17 protein-coding genes are annotated in these 20,308 nt (G+C 70.8%); 15 read left to right on the top strand and 2 right to left on the bottom strand.

The features are described from left to right. Positions 1 to 25: 25 nt before the first annotated feature. Positions 26 to 1,330 carry a thymidine phosphorylase gene (locus LXT21_RS04805; protein WP_254036893.1) on the top strand — a complete coding sequence of 435 codons (1,305 nt, stop codon included), beginning with the start codon at positions 26 to 28 and terminating at the stop codon, positions 1,328 to 1,330. 348 nt (positions 1,331 to 1,678) lie between these two features. On the opposite strand, the gene LXT21_RS04800 is transcribed toward LXT21_RS04805, so the two are convergent. Next, entirely contained in the window at positions 1,679 to 2,428 is a 750-nt protein-coding gene (locus LXT21_RS04800) for an SDR family NAD(P)-dependent oxidoreductase (protein ID WP_254036892.1), read from the bottom strand. Positions 2,429 to 2,590: 162 nt separating this feature from the next. Between LXT21_RS04800 and LXT21_RS04795 the strand changes: the two genes are divergently transcribed. The 5 genes from LXT21_RS04795 (at position 2,591) to LXT21_RS04775 (ending at position 6,282) form a co-directional block, all read left to right on the top strand. Continuing rightward, on the top strand, positions 2,591 to 3,199 hold the full coding sequence (locus LXT21_RS04795; protein WP_254036891.1) for a TetR/AcrR family transcriptional regulator: 609 nt from the start codon (positions 2,591 to 2,593) through the stop codon (positions 3,197 to 3,199). A gap of 67 nt (positions 3,200 to 3,266) precedes the next feature. Further along, entirely contained in the window at positions 3,267 to 3,677 is a 411-nt protein-coding gene (locus tag LXT21_RS04790; RefSeq protein ID WP_254036890.1) for an SET domain-containing protein-lysine N-methyltransferase, read from the top strand. A 439-nt stretch (positions 3,678 to 4,116) separates the two neighbouring features. Continuing rightward, positions 4,117 to 4,482, top strand: coding sequence for a PilZ domain-containing protein (locus tag LXT21_RS04785; RefSeq protein ID WP_254036889.1), 366 nt, complete (start codon positions 4,117 to 4,119; stop codon positions 4,480 to 4,482). A 34-nt stretch (positions 4,483 to 4,516) separates the two neighbouring features. After that, positions 4,517 to 4,921, top strand: coding sequence for a cytidine deaminase (locus LXT21_RS04780; protein WP_254036888.1), 405 nt, complete (start codon positions 4,517 to 4,519; stop codon positions 4,919 to 4,921). 17 nt (positions 4,922 to 4,938) lie between these two features. Beyond that, positions 4,939 to 6,282, top strand: coding sequence for a 5'-deoxyadenosine deaminase (locus LXT21_RS04775; RefSeq protein ID WP_254036887.1), 1,344 nt, complete (start codon positions 4,939 to 4,941; stop codon positions 6,280 to 6,282). An 8-nt stretch (positions 6,283 to 6,290) separates the two neighbouring features. On the opposite strand, the gene LXT21_RS04770 is transcribed toward LXT21_RS04775, so the two are convergent. Next, a complete protein-coding gene (locus tag LXT21_RS04770) occupies positions 6,291 to 7,658 on the bottom strand; it encodes a sensor histidine kinase (protein WP_254036886.1) in 1,368 nt (455 codons plus the stop codon). Positions 7,659 to 7,908: 250 nt separating this feature from the next. Here LXT21_RS04770 and LXT21_RS04765 point away from each other — a divergent pair, with 250 nt between their 5' ends. The 9 genes from LXT21_RS04765 (at position 7,909) to LXT21_RS04725 (ending at position 20,233) form a co-directional block, all read left to right on the top strand. Beyond that, positions 7,909 to 8,646, top strand: a complete 738-nt coding sequence (locus LXT21_RS04765; protein WP_254036885.1) for a PspA/IM30 family protein — start codon at positions 7,909 to 7,911, stop codon at positions 8,644 to 8,646. 43 nt (positions 8,647 to 8,689) lie between these two features. After that, positions 8,690 to 9,877 (top strand): ABC transporter substrate-binding protein, encoded by a 1,188-nt coding sequence (locus LXT21_RS04760; RefSeq protein ID WP_254036884.1) that lies wholly within the window; start codon positions 8,690 to 8,692, stop codon positions 9,875 to 9,877. A 78-nt stretch (positions 9,878 to 9,955) separates the two neighbouring features. Further along, positions 9,956 to 10,723 (top strand): hypothetical protein, encoded by a 768-nt coding sequence (locus LXT21_RS04755; RefSeq protein WP_223748291.1) that lies wholly within the window; start codon positions 9,956 to 9,958, stop codon positions 10,721 to 10,723. Positions 10,724 to 11,187: 464 nt separating this feature from the next. Continuing rightward, the gene (locus tag LXT21_RS04750; RefSeq protein WP_254036883.1) at positions 11,188 to 12,933 is read left to right on the top strand and encodes a hypothetical protein; all 1,746 of its coding nucleotides are present in this window, start codon (positions 11,188 to 11,190) and stop codon (positions 12,931 to 12,933) included. Positions 12,934 to 13,075: 142 nt separating this feature from the next. Next, complete coding sequence (locus tag LXT21_RS04745; protein ID WP_254036882.1) at positions 13,076 to 14,734, top strand: hypothetical protein; 1,659 nt, start codon at positions 13,076 to 13,078, stop codon at positions 14,732 to 14,734. Next, on the top strand, positions 14,731 to 15,432 hold the full coding sequence (locus tag LXT21_RS04740) for an ABC transporter ATP-binding protein (RefSeq protein WP_254036881.1): 702 nt from the start codon (positions 14,731 to 14,733) through the stop codon (positions 15,430 to 15,432). The genes LXT21_RS04745 and LXT21_RS04740 overlap by 4 nt, the downstream gene beginning before the upstream one ends. After that, the gene (locus tag LXT21_RS04735; protein ID WP_254036880.1) at positions 15,429 to 16,709 is read left to right on the top strand and encodes an ABC transporter permease; all 1,281 of its coding nucleotides are present in this window, start codon (positions 15,429 to 15,431) and stop codon (positions 16,707 to 16,709) included. Before LXT21_RS04740 ends, LXT21_RS04735 begins: the two co-directional genes overlap by 4 nt. Continuing rightward, positions 16,706 to 17,488: a hypothetical protein gene (locus LXT21_RS04730; protein WP_254036879.1), complete on the top strand. Its 783-nt coding sequence runs from the start codon at positions 16,706 to 16,708 to the stop codon at positions 17,486 to 17,488. Before LXT21_RS04735 ends, LXT21_RS04730 begins: the two co-directional genes overlap by 4 nt. Positions 17,489 to 17,608: 120 nt before the next feature. Further along, on the top strand, positions 17,609 to 20,233 hold the full coding sequence (locus tag LXT21_RS04725; RefSeq protein ID WP_254036878.1) for a serine/threonine-protein kinase: 2,625 nt from the start codon (positions 17,609 to 17,611) through the stop codon (positions 20,231 to 20,233). The last annotated feature ends 75 nt before the right edge of the window (positions 20,234 to 20,308 follow it).

Below are 20,308 nucleotides of genomic sequence, written 5' to 3'. Positions count from 1 at the left end.
CTTGTTCCTGGTATGGGCAGTCCCCGTGCAACCCTACGAGCTCATCAAGGCAAAGCGGGATGGAGGCCGGCTGGAGCCGGCGGACATCGCCGCGTTCATCCAGGCGTATACGGCGGGAACGGTGGCGGACTACCAGATGGCGGCCATGTGCATGGCCGTCTTCTTCCGGGGGCTGGACTCCCGGGAGCTGGGGGCCTGGGCTCGGGCCATGCTGAATTCGGGCGAGGTGCTGGACCTGTCCGACACCCCGGCCGTGAAGGTGGACAAGCACTCGACGGGCGGCGTGGGGGACAAGGTGTCGCTCAGCCTGGCGCCCCTGGCGGCCGCGTGCGGGGTGCCGGTGCCGATGATTTCGGGCCGGGGGCTGGGCCACACGGGCGGCACGCTGGACAAGCTGGAGTCCATCCCGGGCTTCAACGTGAACCTGTCCACGGCCGAGTACCGCCGGCTGGTGCGCGAGGTGGGCTGCTGCCTGATTGGCCAGACGGCGCAGGTGGCGCCCGCGGACAAGAAGCTCTACGCGCTGCGTGATGTGACGGCGACGGTGGACTGCATCCCGCTGATTGCCTCGTCCATCATGAGCAAGAAGCTGGCGGAGGGCATCGACGCGCTGGTGCTGGACGTGAAGGTGGGCAGCGGCGCGTTCATGAAGCGCGACGAGGATGCCCGCACGCTGGCGAAGACGATGATTGGCCTGGGCGCGGAGATGGGGCGCAAGGTGGTGGCGCTCCTGACGGACATGGACCAGCCGCTGGGCCGCAAGGTGGGCAACTCGCTGGAGGTGATGGAGGCGGTGGACATGCTCCGCGGCGACGCGCCGGAGGACTACACCGAAATCACCTACGCGCTGACGGCGGAGATGCTCGTGCTGGGCAAGAAGGCCGCCACGGTGGACGAGGCGCGCGAGAAGCTGCGCAAGTCGGTGGAGGACGGCAGCGCCATCCGCAAGCTGAAGGAGATTGTCCAGTCGCAGGGCGGAGACCCGCGCTCCATCGACGACTACTCGCTGCTGCCTCAGGCGCGCGCCACGGTGGACGTGGTGGCGCCCCGGGAGGGCTTCGTGACGGGCATCGACACGGAGGGCGTGGGCCTGGCGGGCGTGGCGCTCGGCGCGGGCCGGCAGCGGGTGGACAGCAAGATCGACCCGGCCGTGGGCTTCACGCTGCTGAAGAAGACGGGCGAGGCGGTGAAGAAGGGCGAGCCCGTGGTGCGCGTGCACTTCAACGACGAGGCGCCTGTCGAGGGCGTCAAGGCGCGGCTGCTCGCGGCGTATCGCTTCGGTGATGCCGCTCCCGCGCCGCGTCCCCTGGTTCGCGAGCGCGTGGAGTAGGTGGGGAGGGGCGCGGTGCCCCGCCGATTGTGTTTACGGCCTCGCGCGAGGGCGTGAGGCCGCAACCCCGGAGTGGAGAGCCCCTTTCACGAGGCGGTGCCTCGCTCCGTGTCAGCGATGTCTCGAGTACGAGGCAGCGGGCTTGGAGTGAGGAGCCCCTTTCCGCGACGCGGTGAAGCGCTCCGTGTTCGCGGCCTCGGCAGTGCGCCTGGCACGCGCTTGGAGCACGGAGCCGTCTTCTGCGGCTTGCCGATGCGCTCCCGGCCGAGTGACGTGGGGGAGGCCGCCTGGGCCGAGCGGTCCCTCGTCGGACCGCTCGCGCCATGAAGGCTCCTCACTCCGTCGTGCTCAAGCGCCCTGTCCACCGTCGACGTCGAGCACGGCGCCGGTGATGTACGAGGCGCCCGGTCCGGCGAGGAACACGATGCTCTCGGCGACCTCCTCGGGACGGCCGAAGCGCCCCAGGGGGATGGTCGTGTTGATGGCGGGCTTGTGCGGCTCCAGCCCCGCGGACATGTCCGTGTCCGTGAAGCCCGGCTGCACCACGTTGACGGTGATGCCTCGCGCGCCCAGGTCCCTCGCCACGCCCTTGCTGTAGCCCACCACCGCCGCCTTCGTCGCCGTGTAGTCCGCCATCCCAGGCATGCCGACGCGGCCCGTGATGCTCGAGCCCACGGTGATGATGCGCCCTCCCTCGCCCATCACCTTCACCGCCTCGCGGATGGCCGCGATGACGCCCGTGACGTTGACCTGGAGCTGCCGGTCCAGCACCGCCACGTCGCGCTGTGCGTCGTCGATGGGGCTCTGCGTCGCCACGCCCGCGTTGTTCACCAGGATGTCCAACCGGCCGAAGCGCTCGGTGACGGCCTGGATGACCTTCGCCGCCTCCGTCGCCACCGCCTGGTCGGCCTTGAAGGCCGCGGCCTTCACCCCCTCGGACTCCAGCTCCCGCACCAGCGCCTGCGCCTTCTCCGCCGACGCCACGTAGCTGATGGCCACGTCCGCGCCCTCCCGCGCGAGCGCCCGCGCCGTCGCCGCGCCGATGCCCCGCGAGCCACCCGTCACCAGCGCCACCTTGCCTGCGAGCTTCTTCGACATGTTCGTCATCCTTCAGGGGTTGTGTACCAGTTGGTACTGAATTGGACGCACGCCGGGCGCGCTTCGCGCGGGACACGCGAGCCGCACGCAGTGAATTCGTACCGGCCGGTACAGATATGGAGCCCTGGCCGGCCCGGGTCAAGGGGATTAGTATCGAACGGTATGAAACCAAAGACGGCAGCCGCCCCGGTGGGGCGTCCCCGGGGTTTCGACGTGGATGAGGCGTTGGACCGTGCGCTGCGCCTGTTCTGGCGGCAGGGCTACGAGGGCACCTCGCTGTCGGACCTGACGGAGGAGCTCGGCATCAACCGGCCCAGCCTCTACGCGGCGTTCGGGAACAAGGAGTCCCTGTTCCGCAAGGCGCTGGACCGCTACGTCGAGCGCCACCTGTGCCTCTACCGCGACGCCTTCGAGAAGCCGACGGCCAAGGCCGCCGTGGAGCATCTGCTCCTGGGGTTGGCGGACGCGCAGACGCTGCCCCGCGAGCCCAAGGGCTGCATCACGGTGCAGGGCGCGCTGGTGAGCGGGGCGGACGCGGCGCCCATCCAGGGGGAGTTGGCGGCCCGGCGCGCGGCGGGGGAGCAGGCCCTGCGCGAGCGGCTGGAGCGGGGCCAACGCGAGGGAGACGTCCCCGCGCACGTCGACTGCGCGGACCTGGCGCGCTACTTCACCACCGTCACGCAGGGGATGGCCGTGCAGGCCGCCACCGGGGCCAGCCGCGAGTCGCTGCGGCGCGTGGCCCGGACGTCGCTGCTGGCGTGGCCGACCTGAGCCTCGCTCAAGTCTTCTCCTCCGCCCCGGAAAGAGGCATCTTCGCGCGCGCCAACGGCAGGGGCGCATGAACACGGGCGAAGCGCTGTATGTGCATCCAGGTGTGAAGGTCCGGCCCTGCGAGTGGGGCTACGGCGTCTTCACCGACGACTTCATCAAGGCCGGCGACCTCATCGAGGAGTGTCGCTACCTCAAGGTGCTGCAGAAGCACACGCGGCACCCGCCGCTCGACGACTACGTCTTCCAGATTCGCTGGAGCGACCGGGAGCAGCAGCCCGCGGGGGACTGGGTCGCGCTCGTGCTGGGCTACGGCATGCTCTACAACCACGCCAAGGAGCCCAGCGCCGCCTACTACCGCGCGGTGGACCGGGACCTCTTCACCTTCTACGCCCTGAGGGACATCCACCCCGGCGAGCAGATCTTCATCAGCTACGGCGAGGAGTGGTGGGACTCCCGGGGCCAGGGTGTCCCTCCCTGAGCGGGCCCGGGGCTCCGACGCGGGGCGCAAGGTGTCTCACTCCCGGTACAAGACATTCTTGGGGCAAACCCGCGTCACCCATGAAAATCGGCGCCTCCCCGGCGGGTGGGCAAGCGTATGATGGGCGGCAGATGGTGCATCAGGAACACGTGACGGACGCGCTGAGGGCCGTTCGCCGGGGGGCCTGGGAGAGGAAGCCACACCCGGGCTTCGACCTCCCGACAGGGCTTCTGCTGGCGCGGCCGGGCGGGCCCGTGACGTGTCCTCGAGCGCGCCGCGTGCCGGGGTGCGCCCCGGCGGGACTTCAACGGATGCCAGGTGTCATGCGGGCGGAGCGGGTGTGGATGCGCACCTTCCGGAGAGGATGTCTCCGGAGGCGGGCCGTCCCTCGGGCGCTTCCGACGGTGACGCGGGCATGAGTGGCAGGACTGGAACGGCGATGGCCGAGAGGAACGACTCGATGAGCGACAAGGCCGAGGACCGGCGCGACTCCCCCCGGATTCCCATGCGCCTGAAGGTGCGCCGGGTGGGCAGCTCGGCGGAGTTCGAGACACGCGAGGGCGATTTGTCCATTGGCGGCTGCGCCTGGAACGGGCCGGGGCTGGAGGCGGGGGCCCAGGTGGAGGTGCGCTTCCATCTGCCCATCCTCCCCGACGAGGTCGAGGCCCGCGGCGAGGTGCTCCACGTGACGAACGGTCCCCAGGGGCCCGCGGCGCACGTGCGCTTCGTGGACCTGCCGGTGGAGGCGGAGCTGGCCATCGCCCGCCACCTGGATGACCGGCGACTGGCGGGCGAGCCGGGCTGAGTCCACCCGCGGCACCTTGTTGGAGGAGGGCGACATGGCGGACGAGATTGCCTGGGAGCGGCTGTACGAGGAGGCCACCCGGGTGCGCGAGCGGGCGCACGTGCCGTACTCCCGCTTCCCCGTGGGGGCCGCGGTGCTCTACGCGGACGGCTCCGTGGTGGCGGGCTGCAACGTGGAGAACGCGACCTACGGCCTCACCGTGTGCGCCGAGCGCAACGCCCTGGCCGCGGGCGTGGCCCAGGGGCGCAAGCAGCCGGTGGCGGTGGCCGTGGTGGCCAACCCCGCGGCGCCGGTGCCCCCGTGCGGCATGTGCCGGCAGGTGATGGCCGAGTTCGCGGGGCCCCACCTGCCCGTGCGCAGCCGCTCCCCGAGCGGGGACGAGGCGCGCTACACCCTGGGCGAGCTGCTGCCGCACGCCTTCACCAAGGACTTCCTCTAGAGAGAGCGCGAGTACCCGTGGATTTGCTTCTGACCGGCGGTACCGTGGTGACGATGAACCGCGAGCGCGAGGTGCTCGTGGGCGCGGACGTGCTCGTGCAGGACGGGCGCATCGCGAAGGTGGGCCGGGGCCTGAAGGCCCGGGGCACGCGGCGCGTGGTGGACGTGACGGGCAAGGTGGTGCTGCCCGGCCTCATCCATGGCCACCTGCATGCCTGCCAGACGTTGTTCCGCGGCCGCGCGGACGGGCTGGAGCTGCTCGACTGGCTTCGCGAGCGCATCTGGCCGTACGAGGCCTCCCACGACGCGGCCTCCATGCGCGCGTCGGCGGACCTGACCTTCGCGGAGCTCATCCGCTCGGGCTCCACGGCCGCGCTCGACATGGGCAGCGTGCACCACTACGACTCGGTCTTCGAGTCCGCGCGGGACGCGGGGTTCCGGCTGGTGGGTGGCAAGGCGATGATGGACGCGGGCGCCAGCGTGCCCGCGGGCCTTCGTGAGTCCACCGCCGACTCGCTCGCCGAGAGCCAGTCGCTCCTGGAGAAGTGGCACGGCACGCACGAGGGACGGCTGCGCTACGCCTTCGCGCCGCGCTTCGTGTTGTCGTGCACGCCGGAGCTGCTGCGCGAGGTGGCCCGGCTGTCGCGTGAGAAGGGCGTGCGCATCCACACGCACGCGAGCGAGAACGCGAAGGAGACGGAGGCGGTGCGCCAGTACACGGGCGGCCGCGACAACGTCGACTTCTTCCACACGGTGGGGCTCACGGGCCGGCACGTGACGCTGGCCCACTGCGTGTGGCTGTCCGCGGAGGAGCAGGAGATTCTGCGCGAGACGCAGACGGTGGTGTGCCACTGCCCCGGCTCCAACCTGAAGCTGGCGTCCGGCATCGCCAAGGTGCCGGAGCTGCTCGAGGCCGGCGTGTCGGTGGCGCTGGGCGCGGACGGCGCGCCCTGCAACAACACGCTGGATATCTTCCACGAGATGCGGCTCGCGGCGGTGATGCACAACCCGCGCGTGGGCCCGCTGGCGATGACGCCCATGCGGGTGCTGGAGATGGCCACGCTGCACGGCGCGCGGGCGCTGGGGCTGGAGGACGAGGTGGGCTCGCTCGAGTCCGGCAAGCGCGCGGACATCACCGTCGTGGACCTGAGCGGTCTGCACGCGGGGCCCACGCCGGAGGACGTGCTGGTGCCGCTGGTGCACTCGGCGCGCTCCAGCGACGTCACCCACGTCTTCATCGACGGACGGCCGGTGCTCAAGGACGGCGTGCTCACCACGCTGGACGCGGCGTCGGTCCTCTCCAGCGCGAACTCCCACGTGGAGCGCATCCTCAAGCGCCGCAAGCAGCGCGCCCGGGGCTGAGGGCGACGTCAGACGGGCAGGCGCACCACGAAGGAGGTGGGCCAGCCCGGCGTGTCCTCCACGGCGAGCCTTCCGCCGTGGGCCTCGGTGGCCAGCCGGGCGAAGTACAGCCCCAGGCCGTAGCCCCGGCGGCTGTCGCGCTCCGGGGCGCCCTGCACGTACTTGTCGAACAGCTTGTCCCTCAGGTCCGCGGGGATGGGGGGGCCGTCGTTGTGCACCGCCAGCCAGGGGCCTCTCGCGTCGGCGCCGCCCTCCAGCCGCACGTTGCCGCCGGTGGGCGCGTAGCGCAGGGCATTGGTGGCCAGGTTCTCCACGACGCGCGTGAGCAGGTCCGCGTCGCCCTGGACGGCCAGCCCCTCGGGGAGGGTGATGTCCAGGGTGAGCCGGCGCGCGCGGGCCACGCTCTCCAGCGAGCGCCGCACGTCATCCAGGAGCCGGAACGCGTCGAGCGGCACCTTGCGGGGCGCCAGCCGCCCCTGCTCCAGCCGGGGCACGTCCATCAAGTCGGTGATCATGCGGTCCAGGCGCGCGGTGACGGCCAGTCCCGTGTGCGCGGACTCGTTGAGGGGCCCCTGGGGCAGCTCCTGCTGCATCCACGACAGCGTCATCGTCAGGGCCGACAGCGGCGAGCGCAAGTCGTGGACGAGGAACTGGGTGAGCAGCTCCTTGTCGCGCTGGAGCGCGCGCAGCTCGTCGTTCTTCTCGTGCTCCTCGTCGAGCAGCCGGGCGATGAGGGTCCGCGCCTCCTCCACCTCCTGGAAGCGGCGGGCCTCCAGGGCGCGGTCCACCTCCACGCGGGTGAGGGCTCCGGCGAGCACGCGCAGCCGCCCGGTGCCGTAGTGCTTCACCGCGGCCACCATCATCAGCGTGACGACGGCGATGAGCACCGCGCCCCAGCCCACGCCCGCCTCGCGCATCAGCGCGGCCTGGGCCACGGACGACAGCGCGGCGGTGCCGTAGACGACGGTGGGGCGCAGGGTGAGGCCGCTGAGCGTCACCACCAGCGCGAAGAGGCCCAGGCTGAACCCCGCCACGCCCGCGGGGAACGGGGAGATGGGCAGCGCCAGGTGTTGGAGGCCGTACACCAGCACGACGTCCACGGGGGCCTGCAGCACCCCCAGCCAGCTGGCCTCCGGGCGGTGCCTCACGAAGAAGAGGACGGCGGCCACGCCCACGTAGGGCGCGAGCAGCAGCGGGTAGGGCGTCCAGTCCTCGCCGCCCGTCAGCCAGAGCGTCGTGGTGACGACGAGGAAGAGCGACGCGCCCACCAGCCGCACCGCCGCTCCCGTGCCCAGGACACTCCGGCGCTGGGCATCCACCGCCCTCGCCAGGGATTCATCGTAGGAGGAGTGGGTCCAACCCGGGGCGATGTCCACGCGGGGAGAGGTTTTCCCCGCTTCGCGCCCCTGGAGCAAGTCCCCAACCGGGGAGCCCACCGGGTGGCGGCTCGAGGGCCCTCATGTGGGGCTTGCGAGCGGGAAAGCGCGGGTGGACTTGTGGGTGGTCGGCAATCGGCTTAGGTGAGTCCGCGTAGCACTGATCAGAGGGGTGGTTGCGGCTGCTTGCACGCCCCGGAGTTCGTGTAAGGTGGCTGCAAGTAGGTCTGGACGGAGGTAGACCAGCGATATGTGGGACAGACTCAAGAGGGCGTTGCGCAGCTTCGCGGGCTTCTTCGTCTCCTCCATCGAGGATCCGGAGCTCATCCTCGAGCAGAACATCCGTGACCTGAACGACCAGGTCCCGAAGATGAACGAGTCCATCGCCATGGTTCGGGCGAACGTGACGCTGCTCGAGAAGGAGAACGCCAAGTACAAGGACGACGTGCGCGGGCTGACGGCCAAGGTGAAGGCCGCCATCCAGGCGGGTCGTGACGACCTGGCGGCGCAGTACGCGACGAAGCTCCAGGTGGAGAAGGAAGCGCTGGAGCGCAACGAGGCGCAGCTGGCCACGGCGAAGCTGGCGTACGAGAAGGCGCTGAACGTCAAGAAGGCGTTCATGCGGGAGAAGGACAAGAAGACGGCGGAGGCCATGACGGCCATCCGGGACGCGCGTCGCGCCAAGTGGCAGGCCAAGGTGGCCGACACGATGGAGTCCTTCACCGTCGCCGGCATCGACTCGACGCACGACGAGATGCTGCGCAAGGTGGAGGAGCGCACCGCCGTGAACGAGGCGCGCATGCAGATGGCGCTCGAGTCGGTGGACCACCAGTCCGCGCAGATTGAAGAAGAGGCCGAGAAGATCCAGGCCAACGAGCTGGTGAAGCAGTTCAAGATGGAGATGGGGATGATGGACAGCCCCGCCCCGGTGTCCGACGTGAGCGGGCAGACGGGGAAGACCATCGGCAAGAAGGTCGGCGTCGAGTAGCGTGTCGGCGCATGGAGAAGGGAAGAGCCCCGGACACTGACGGATGAAGCTCCACCGCGGACCAGGTCTCTTCCTCTTCTTGTTCCTGTGTGTGCTGGGCGCGGCCTGGGTGGTCGCGTCCCGCATGGGATATCTGGACACCCTCCAGGCCCGCTTCTTCCCCTCGGTGCGAGAGGCCGTGCGGCTGTCACCCGGTGACTTCCCGGCGGGCGTGTCGGCCCCGGTGGCGGACGTGGCCTCGGTGCCGCTGCGGCCCGTGCTCATCGGCTTCACGGCGCGCGGCTCCGCGGCGAGCCTGCTGGTGGCGGCCGGTGGCGCGACGAGCCTGGACAACCCGGCGGCGCCTCCAGGCGCGGCGCAGGGCGTGCTGAAGACGGCCTATGCGCTGGACGCGCGCGCGGTGCTCTTCGCCCGGGAGGAGGAGCTGCGGCAGGCCCTGGCCATCGGCGCGGAGAACGGCGGCGTGGACATGGGCTTCCTGTCGGTGGACCGGCTGGCGTCGTGGGCGCCGGGGCTGCGGGACGCCGCGCCGCGCACGTTGCTGTTGGTGGGGCGCAGCCGGGGACAGGAGGCGCTCGCGGCGGTGGGCGTCACGGACCTGGCGGGCCTGCGAGGCAAGCGCGTGGGCGTCTATCCGTTCAGCTCCACGCACTACTTCGCGCTGTGGGTGCTGGCGCGGGCGGGGCTGAGGACGACGGACGTGCGGTGGGTGGACCTGCCGTCGACGCTGGACGCGGGGCGGGCCCTGCGCGAGGGCCGCGCGGACGCGGTGGTGGGGCTGTGGGGCGACGTGGAGCTGGCGGCGCGCGACCGGGGCGGGGCGGTGCTGGCGACGACGGCGGACGCGCCGCACCTGGTGGCCACGGTGCTGGTGGCGCGGGGTGACTTCGCGGCGCGCTACCCGGACGCCGTCCGTCGGGTGCTGCGAGGGATGCTGGACGCGGGGCAGGCGGTGCTGAAGGACCCGGCGGCGGGGGCGAGGATGTTGGGGGAGGTGGCGCCGTACCTGGGAGACCCGACGGAGGCCATCCGCAGTGCGCCGCCGGCGACGCTGGCGGACAATCGAGCGTTCTTCGGTCTTTCCGGCGAGGCGCCGGTCACCTATGACGAGCTGTACCAGAGCGCCGCCGCGCTCTTCCAGAAGCTCAAGCAGGGACCCCCGGTGCCCCTCGCGGAGGATACGAGGGACCTGGGGGCGTTGAAGTACGTGTCGGAGGCGCGAGGTCCCTGAAGCAGAGTCGACCGAGCGGCCGGGCAGGGGAGGTCGGACGTGGCGAAGAAGTCTCCGAACTACATCAAGGCCGCATTCATGATGCCCGCCAACCTGATGGGGCTGGGCACGGCGGCGGCGTCCGCGGCGGTGACGGGCGAGCCGTTGCCGGCGCTCATCGCGCTGGGACTGGAGGGGCTGTACCTGGCGCTCTTCTCGTCGATGCCGCGCTTCCAGCGGGCGATCCGCTCGCGTGAGCCCTCGGACCCGGAGGCGGCGCGCAAGGCGGTGGACTCGCTGCTGGCGGACCTGGCGCCCTCGCAGCGCGAGCACTACCAGCAGCTGGTGGGGCTCAAGGAGAAGATCCTCGCCAACTACCGCAAGCTGCCGGGTGGCAAGGTGCTGGAGTCCGACAGCGAGCCGCGGCTGGACGCGCTGCTGACGTCGTTCCTGCGGCTCATCTCCACGCTGAACCAGTACCGCTCGTACCTCAACAGCTCCGACCGGGGGAACCTGGAGAAGGACGTGCGCGAGCTGGAGGAGGACGTGGCGCGCGAGACCAATCCCCGGTTGAAGGACGTGAAGCAGAACCGGGTGGACATCCTGCGCAAGCGGCTGGCGCGCTTCGAACAGGCGAGCGAGAGCCGCGAGGTCGTGAGCCACCAGCTGGCCGGCATCGAGGACATGATGCGGCTGACGCACGAGCAGTCCATCGCCATTCGAGACCCGGAGGTGGTCAACCGTCAGCTCACCATGCTGAGCGCGGAGGCCGAGGCCACCGAGGAGTCCGTGCGGCAGATGGAGCAGTTCCTCGAGTTCACCGAGGAGACGCGCGGCCCGCTGCCGCATGGCTCACGGGTGCGCTGAAGGCCCGTGCCCGGGCAGGCGTGACATTCGCTCCGCTCGCCGTGACGCCTGACGGCGTGTTCCTCGCGAGCGCGGGTGCGGAGGGCATCGGGCTTCGCGCCTGGGTCGCGCGTCGAGGGTGAACCGGCGGCCGGAGCCCCGCTGCCACCCGGCCGGCGGCCCTTGCTCGACGAACAGGCGGCAGGTCGAGGGCTCGTCGGCGCCACTCACGAGTCCGGCGCGGATGCCAGGAATGGCAAACAGCGGGTGGGAGGCCCTCGCGATGCGTCGCTAGGTCATGACGCCATCGGGCCGTTCCTCCTCGGGCGGCGCGACCCGAGGCGATGCATGCGTATCTTTGAGGGCTGTCGTGGTATGTGGCGGCGTCAAGAGTTTGTGCCCCGGAATCGAGGGGCGTGGGACAGTCTTTCATGGGTGATACCGAGCTGCGCATTCCTTCATCTGACGCCACGCGAAGCCGGGGGTTGGCATTCAGTCCCTCGCTGGTGGCCATCGGGGCCGTCGTCCTGGTCATGGCCGTGGCGCTGCCTCAATTGATGGCGCGGGTGCGCGACAGCAACTTCCATGAGCTGGCGGCGTCGATTCAAGACGACAGCTTCTACTATTTGCTGCCGGCATTTCACTTCAAGTCGAAGCTGTTCTTCACCTTCGATGGCATCACGCCGAGCTATGGCTTCCAGCCGATGTACGAGCTGGTATTGGCCGGGCTGGCCGTCTTCTTCTCCGACTTCGAGTCCTTCTTCCGCGGCGCGATGATGATGGGCCTGGTGCTCCATGTGCTCACCAGCGTGCTCATCACGTGCGTGGTGTTGCGCGCGGTCGACGCGCGCGCTGCGTGGCTCCAGTGGGTGCAGCGTGGGGCGGCGGTGGTGGCGGGGCTCTTCTACTTCACGCGGGGCACCGTCCTGCTCAACTCGATGACGCTCAAGGAGAACGCGCTGACGTCCTTCGTCCTGGCGGGCGTGTTGCTCATCGCCACGGCCCAGGCGTCCACTCCGGTCGAGCGCCGGCGGCTCTCGATGTGGGTGGGCTTGAGCCTCTCCGCGCTGCTGCTGTGCCGCATGCTCCCGACGACGCTCGTCGTCCTCGGCGTCGTGGGGCTGATGGCGCTCTGGCGCTGGAGGCGGCCTGGGGTCCTGCTCGCCTCGTTCGTCTTGCCGCTCGTGCTGTGGTTCGGCTACGCCACCCTCGCGTTCGGACACCCGCTGCCGATGTCCGCGCGCGTGAAGGCCCTCGGCTCACACTCCGCGCCCATCACCTGGGACGTCGTCTCGAACCAGGGCTGGGCGTATCTGAAGGCCGTGTTCACCTTCGCCGTGGGGTTGCCCAGCAAGATGTTCGTGCCCCAGGTGGATGCGGGGCTCCTGGTGACGAACTCGCGCCAGGGCTCGCTCTGGTTGGCCCTCACCGTCGTGGCGCTCGCGGCCCTGATGGCTGCCGGGGTGATGGCGGCGGTCCAGGCGCGGCGTTCACGCGACGGCTCCCCGGGCCCCGGGGCGCTCGTCGTCATGCTGCTGGCGGTGCTCACCGCGGGCATCCTCGCCGCGTGCGTCGCGCAGGGCGCGCTCATCGCGACGCGGCGGCCCGGCGAGGACTCGTATTACATCTGGTACCTCTTCGACCTGCCGGTCCTCATCTCGGTGTCATTGGGGCTGGCGGTGGCCCGAGGGCTGTCGACGATGGAGCGCGCGAGGCAGGCGCGGCGCGAGCAGTCCTCGTGGAAGGCGCCGTCCGTGCTCGTCGCCACGCTCGGTGGGGTGCTGGTCGCCAGCGCGCTGGCGGTGTTCATCGCGCGGGTCCCCCGGGAGTACCGCAAGCTCTCCGCGCTGCAGCCCTTCGCGACCTTCGACGAGAACTCCCAGGCCTGGCAGCACACGATGATTCGCGCGGGCCTCTGGCTGAAGCAGAACGTCCAGCTCCAGCCCGGGGAGCGGGTGGCCTGCTTCAGCTGTGGAGCGCTCGGCATGCTGTTCCCCGGCGCCGTGCTCAACCTGGATGGGCTCGCGAACGACGAGGCGGGGCGCTTCACGCTGGACCGCACGACGCCCATCGCCCGGTACGTGGAGCAGGTCCGCCCGCGCTACTACATCGACGTCCACACCTGGCACTTCGATGACTCCAAGGTGGAGATGCGTCCGCTGCACATCCTCCCGTTCCCCTACCAGTGGAAGCCGGGCTACGTCATCGCGGAGCTGACCTACAAGCCCTGAGCGGCTCGGGGCGTCAGGGCAAGGGGGCGGCCAGACGTGGGACGTTGGCTGGCCGTCATCCGGCCTCCTCGTCGGGGTGGCGGACATCCGCCCCGCACAGGATTCCATTGACTCTCCGGCCCAGCCGTCCTGTCCTGCCGTCATGTTCCGCCGAGCTTGGCTTCCGACCCTCCTCCTCCTGCTCGCCGTCGCGGGCTGCTCGCGCTGTGGCAAGGACCAGGGCCCCGTGGCCCCGAGTGCCTCCGGCCCGGCGCGCTACCTGCCCCGCGACGCGCAGGCGTCCGTCGTCATCCATGACCTCGGGGCCCTGGGCGAGAAGCTCGCGCGCTTCCAGCACCTGAAGGTCGCCTCCTTCGCCGCGCAGCTGCAGAGCTTCTCCTCCGCGGAGGGCTACGTGAACGCGGTGATGCGCCAGGTGGGCGTGGACCTGCGCAGCCGCCAGGCCCTGGAGGCCGCCGGACTCGCCCCGGAGAAGGGCGCCGGCGCGGCCTTCCTCGGTGACAACCGCGCCGTCTCCGTCGTCGGCGTCAAGGACGCGCAGAAGCTCGAGGAGACCTTCGCCGGCTTCGCGCGCACCCGCCTGGGCGCCTCCGAGCGGAAGGAAGAAGGCGGCGCGGGCGGCAAGCTCGTCACCTTCAGCCGCCCTGGCTCGACGACCGCCGCGCTGGGCCTCTTCTTCATCGACGGCGGCCAGTTCGCCCTCCTGGGCGTGGGCCCATCCGTCGCGTCGCTGCGGCCCCTGGCCACGCAGCCCGAGGACAAGGCCCTCACGAAGGAGCCCGTCCTCACCGCGTCCCTCGCGCGGCTGCCCTCCAAGCGCGACTTCCATGTGTACCTCCCCGGCGGCGCGGGACTGCTGGTGCCCGCGGGCACGGTGCAGGGCCTCACCCTCACCGGCCTCGTCGAGGACCGCGCCCTCACCGTGCACGCGGACGCGCCGTGGCCGGACACCAAGCCGTCACTCGCGGCGTTGGACCCGGTGAAGGACGCCGTGGACCTGCGCGGCTTCTTGCCCCCCGACAGCTTCCTCGTCGCGCGCTTCCAGGGAGACCCGTCGCACCTGGACGGCGTGTGGCCCTACCTCGTCGGCGACTACCTGACGCGTGCGGTGCAGAAGAGCGGGCTCGACGTGAAGGCGGAGGTGCTCGACAACTTCAAGCCGGGCACGGTGCTGGGTGTCTCCCTGTCGCCCAAGGTGCAGCTGGGCGCGGGCATGCCCGCGTTGGACCTGCGCCGCACCAACCCGTTCCGCTTCGTGAACCTCGTCGCCCTGTCCGATTTGGAGAACCCGGAGCGCACGAAGGGGATGCTGGAGAAGCTGCCCCAGCTCGCCACCGACTTCGGCGCCAAGGTGGAGGCCTCCGACCTGAAGGGCCAGCGCGTCTACCTCACGTCCTACCGAGCGGGGGAGGGCGCCCACTTCGCGCTCGCGCCCAACGGCAAGCTGCTGGTGGCCTCGCCCCAGTCGCAGCTCGAGGCCTCGCTCGCCGCGCTCACCCAGAAGGCCGCGGAGGGCCAGGTGGCCGCGGACCTGAAGGACGTGGGCAAGGACGCCGCCTTCAGCGCGGTGCTCGATTTGCGGCGCCTGTCGGACTCGGTGAAGAACCTTCCGTCGGAGGCGTGGGGCATCGGCGGCTTCGCCATCAAGGCCACCACCGTGCGCTGGCTGGAGGCCACCGATGACCTGCGCGCGGTGACGCTGGCGGTGTCGCGCAAGGAGCGCGCGCTCCAGGCCGAGCTGTCGCTGCGCCTCACCCCGACGGCTCCGTCCTCCACCACGACCCAGCCGGCCACTCCGTGATTCAAGCCCGAGACGTCACCAAGGAATACATCGATGGCGATGGCACCCGGGTGCGGGTGCTCGACGGGATGTCCCTCGACGTGGACGACGGAGACTTCGTCGCGGTGGTGGGCCCGTCCGGCAGCGGCAAGTCCACGCTGCTGCACCTGTTGGGCGGCCTGGACATCGACTACCGGGGCGAGGTGAAGGTGGGCGGCGTGACGCTCAGCGGCTTGAAGGACGCCGCGCTCGCGCGCTTCCGCAACACGCACGTGGGCTTCGTCTTCCAGTCCTTCCACCTCATCCCCAACCTGTCCGCGCTGGAGAACGTGCTGCTCCCCTCGTACTTCGGCCCTCGCACGCCGGAGGCCGTCAAGCGCGCGGAGGCGCTGCTCGAGCGCGTGGGCCTGGGCGCCAAGAAGGACCGCGCGCCGGTGCGCCTGTCGGGCGGCGAGCGTCAACGCGTGGCCATCGCCCGCGCGCTCTACGGCGGCCCGAAGCTGCTCCTGTGCGACGAGCCTACCGGCAACCTGGACTCGGCCACCGGTGACGGCGTCATCCAGTTGTTCCGCGAGCTGCACAAAGAGGGGCTCACCGTGCTGGCCGTCACCCACGAGGACCGGATGAGCGCCGCCGCCAGGCGCGTGCTGCGGCTCAAGGAGGGCAAGCTCGTGGAGGAGCGCGCCACGCCCCAGGTGGCCTCGGGAGGTGTCCCGTGAGGCTGGACGCGCTGTCTCGACTGGTGCGGCTGAGCCTCGCGCGCGAGCGCCGGGGCGCGTTCTTCTCCGCCTTCGGCGTGGCCATGGGCGTGGGCACGCTCGTGTTCTTCATCGGCCTGGGCCTGGGCGTGGGCGCGGTCATCCGCGAGAAGATCTTCCCCACCGACGCGCGGCTGGTGGACGTGGTGCCCTCGTCGGTGTCGCTGGGCTCGCTGCTCGGCGGCGGCAAGCTGGACCGGGAGGCAGTGGAGCGGCTCACCGCGCTGCCCGGCGTGGAGTCCGCGTACCGGAAGATGAACGTGCGCGTGCCCGCGGTGACGCGCTACGACGGCGTCTTCTTCGGCACCAAATTGCGCATGGGCATGGAGGTGCTGGCCATGGGCGTGGAGCCGGCGCTCGTGAAGGGCGACGTGCAGATGGGCGAGTTCAAGGACCCCGGCGAGGGCCAGCCCATCCCCGCGCTCGTGTCCACGCGCCTGCTCGAGCTGTACAACAAGACCTTCGCCCCCGCGCGCAAGCTGCCGCAGCTGTCCGCGAACATGATTGTCGGCTTCGGCTTCCCGGTGGAGTTCAACCGCTCCTACGTGTCCCAGTCCGCCACCGGCCCCGCCACGTCCGCGCAGACGCAGGTGGTGGGCGCGTCCGACCGCGCCATGTTCGCCGGCATCACCATTCCCCTGGAGACCGCGGTGCGCATCAACCGCGCGGCGGGCGTGGACGCGGACAGCTACTCGGGCGTGACGCTGGTGGCGAAGGACCCGTCCCACGTGCCCGCGCTGGTGGACGCGGTGAAGGGCATGGGGCTGGAAATCGACGACCAGGAGCGGCGCATGGCGGAGAACACCGGCGCCGCGGTGGCGCTCACCACGTCCGCGCTGGCGCTGTTGTCCATCCTCATCTGCTTCCTGGCGGCCGTGAACATCGCCCACGCGCTGTCGGCCTCGGTGCGCGCGCGCGCCAAGGAGATTGGCGTGATGCAGGCGGTGGGCGCGTCGCGCTCGGACATCCGGGCGATTGTGTTGGCCGAGGCCGCCGTGGTGGGGCTCGCCGGGGGCACCATTGGCACCGGGGTGGCGCTCGCCGCGTCCCTCGCCGTCAACCGGCTCGCCGCCAGCTACCTGCCCAACTTCCCGTACAAGCCGGACAGCTTCTTCTCCTTCCCTTGGCCCGTGGTGCTCGGGGGTGTGGTACTGGGACTCCTGGCCGCGTTGGCCGGGGCCTACTTCCCCAGCCGGCGCGCCGCCGCCACCGACCCCGCACGGACGCTCGCAGGATGACGCTTCCCTCCCGTAAGACGCTGCTGGGCAACCTGCTCAGCCTGGCCGCACTCGCCTGGATCTACGGAGGAGACCTCGCGGACGCCGTGCGCGCCCGGAGCGCGGATGTGTCCGCCCTCATCGAGCTGCCCTCGCCGGTGCGGCCCGCGGTGGTGCTCACCCTGGCGGCCCTCGCCCTGGGCGTGGTCATCGTCGGCGGGCTCGCGCGGGGCAAGGCCGACGACTTCAAGGGCTACCGGCTCTTGCCCATCCTCCTGGTGGGCGCGCTCTTCTTCGACCTGATGCTCGCGGAGAGCCGCATCCCCATCGACCCCACGGACGCGGCCTCCATGGCCATCCAGCGCTTCCAGAAGCTGGCCCAGGAGCAGTCCACCCAGGACGCCGTCGTGGAGGACCCCCGGGTGCTCCAGTCCTTCCTGGAGCAGCTCGGCCGCCCGCCCTACCTGGTGCGGGGGGAGCAGCTCGCCGGGTATACCCTCCAGGTCCGAAAGGACTGCGAGGGCCCGGTGCGGGACGCCCCAGGGGTGCGCCCCGGCACGCTCCTGTATTGCGTGGCCCCCGAGCGCAAGGGCGCGTGGGTGACGCTGGTGGGCCTGGCCGCGGAGACGCGCTTCGGTCCCCCCGAGGTGCTCTCCGTCGGGGGACAGGCGCGCTTCCTGCTCGTGCAGCCCGCCCTGGGCGACGAGGCCCCCGAGCCGGGCAACGCCTTCCGTGACGCCGAGCCCCCCTCCACGGATGTCGGCGCGGACGCGGGGAGCACCTCCAGTCTCCAACCTTGAGAAAAACGCGCTGCTACGCGCCTGTTGCCTGCTCGCCTGGAGGGCGCGTGGGGAGGTGCCGTGTGGTTGACCCTGCGGACGGGCGATCGCTAGGCTCGCGTTGAACGGACCCTCCCCCACGTGACGACCTCTCAACCGAAGCGGCAGCCCATTCCATTTGGGAAGTACCTCCTTCTGGACCGCATCAACATTGGCGGCATGGCGGAGGTGTGGCGCGGCAAGCAGTTCGGCGCGAGCGGCTTCGAGCGGCTCGTGGCCATCAAGCGCATCCTGCCGAACATCGCGGAGGACGAAGAGTTCATCTCGATGTTCATCGATGAGGCGAAGATCAGCGTCCAGCTGAGCCACGCCAACATCGCCCAGATCTACGAGCTGGGGCAGATCGCCAGCAGCTACTTCATTTCGATGGAGTACATCCCCGGCAAGGACATGCGGGCCATCTTCGACCGCTGCCGGAAGAAGGGGGAGCCGGCGCCGGTGCCGCTGGTGGCGTTCTGCATCTCCAAGATGTGCGAGGGCCTGGACTACGCCCACCGGAAGAAGGACGGGATGGGGCGGGACATGAACATCGTCCACCGCGACATCTCGCCGCAGAACGTCCTGTTGTCCTTCGAGGGCGAGGTCAAGGTCATCGACTTCGGCATCGCCAAGGCCGCGGGCAAGGCGACCAAGACGCAGGCCGGCATCCTCAAGGGCAAGTTCGGTTACATGAGCCCGGAGCAGATCCGCGGCCTGCCGCTGGACCGCCGCTCGGACGTGTTCGCCATCGGCGTGTGTCTCTACGAGATGCTGACGGGCGAGCGCCTCTTCGTGGGCGACAGCGACTTCAGCGTGCTGGAGAAGGTGCGCAAGGCGGAGGTCCCCTCTCCGTCCACGTACAACCGGCGCATCCCGGAGAACCTCGAGAAGATTGTGATGCGCGCGCTCGCCAAGGACGTGGACGAGCGCTACCAGTACGCCAGCGAGCTGGGCGACGACCTGCAGCGCTTCCTCATCACCAGCGAGACCATCTTCGGCCGCAAGGACCTCATGCAGTACATGAAGTCCACCTTCGCGGAGGAAGTGGAGCGCGAGAAGCAGCGCCTGTCCGACTACGCCGACATCCGTCCCCCCGACGGCATGCTCGCGGCGCTGGACGCGGCCGGCTTCAGCAGCATGCCGTCCTCCCACCAGTCCGCGCCGCCGCCCGCCGCGGCGCCGCCGGTGGCCGTGCCCGTGGTGCAGCCGGTGGCCCCGCAGCCCCGCGCCACCGCGACCATGGGGGCCGTGTCGCCCGGAGGCGTGCGCCGCTCGCCCACGCTGGCCGCGCTGCCCAAGCTGACGGCGGCCACCGCCGCGCCCGCGCCGAAGGAGGACGAGGTCCAGGCCACGCAGCTGGTCTCCAGCGACCACGTCTTCGAGGACAGCCCGGAGCCCACCACGCAGCCGGGCGCCAACGTGGGCCGCACCATCACCCCGCTGGAGACGCGCACCCAGGACGACGACGAGGACGAGCCCACCACGGGCAAGACGGCCGTGCTGCCGGTGGCTCCGCCCCAGGCCCAGCCTCCGCGCCTGTCCCAGGCGTCCATGCCGGTGTTGTCGCCGTCCGGACCGCCGGTGGTCCGCCCCTCGACGACGGTGCCCACGCTGGTGCCGCCGGAGGTCGCCGCGTCGGCGCCCCGGGGCAGCCGAGGGGGCGGTGGGGATGGGCTGCCGCGCATCGTCCGCGAGACGCCGCCCGACGTGTCGCAGGGGATTTCGCGCTCGGCGCTCCCGCCCGACGTGTCGCAGGGCATCTCCCGCCAGGCGCTGACCGAGGGGCTCCAGGGCGGCTCGCGTCCTCCCGCGCCGCCTCCGATGCTCGGCGCGGGCGCTCCGGTGGCCAAGCCGCCTCCGCGCCCGGTAATGCACGAGGAGGAAGAGGAGGAGGAGCGCGCGACGACGGCGGTGCCCGCGCTGGGCCGACGCGGCCTGGACAAGCGGGTGCTGTACGCCGTGGGCGGCCTGGTGGCCTTGCTGGTGCTCAGTGGGCTGGGTTGGGCGCTGTCCCGTCCGGGACAGGGCTACGTGATGCTGGACCTCCAGCGCGTGCCCTCGGAGGTGCGAGGCCGCGTGCAGGTGCTGCTGGACACCCAGCCCATCGCGGTGGAGGGCCCGGGGACGTCGGTGCTGCGCGAGGTGACGGCCGGCCAGGTCATGGTGACGGTCAGCGCGGAGGGCTACAAGACCTTCGTCCGCACGCTCGAGGTCAAGAGCGGCAAGGAAGTCATCCCGGTGGAGGTGGTGCTGGAGAGCCTGGTGCGCACCGCGTCGCTGGTGCTCGCCACCCAGCCCGCCGACGCCCAGGTGAAGGTGGACGGAAAGGTCGTGCGCGAGCAGGGCCAGACGGACGCGTACATCAAGGGCGTTCCGGTGGGCGCGGACCCGTGGGTGGTGGAGGTGAGCGCCCCCCAGCACAAGGCCACGTCCAAGCGCGTGTCAGCGTCCGGTGAGGGGCCGACCGAGGTGTCGGTCAAGCTGGAGCCCGTGGTGTCCAAGCTGTCGGTGCGAATCGACTCCAAGCCGGCCGGCGCGGTCATCTTCGCGGGCAGTCGGGAGCTGGGGGAGACGCCCACCACGGTGCAGGTGTCGCCGAACGAGCGCCAGCTCATCCTGAAGCTGCGCTGCCACAACGACGCGGAGGTGGAGGTCCCGGCGCCCGAGGCCGGAGAATCCATCGCCACGACGACGGTTTCGCTCAAGCGCCAGCCGCGCTGCCGTTAGATTCCATGAAATCGAGCCCCGCTTCCCTTCGTGGGAAGCGGGTGTGTCGACTCCCTTCCGTGGGGAGTGACAGGA

The sequence above is a fragment of the Myxococcus guangdongensis genome, from assembly GCF_024198255.1.
GTDB classification, from domain to species: Bacteria; Myxococcota; Myxococcia; order Myxococcales; family Myxococcaceae; genus Myxococcus; species Myxococcus guangdongensis.
This window is presented reverse-complemented; position numbering and strand designations above follow the sequence as displayed.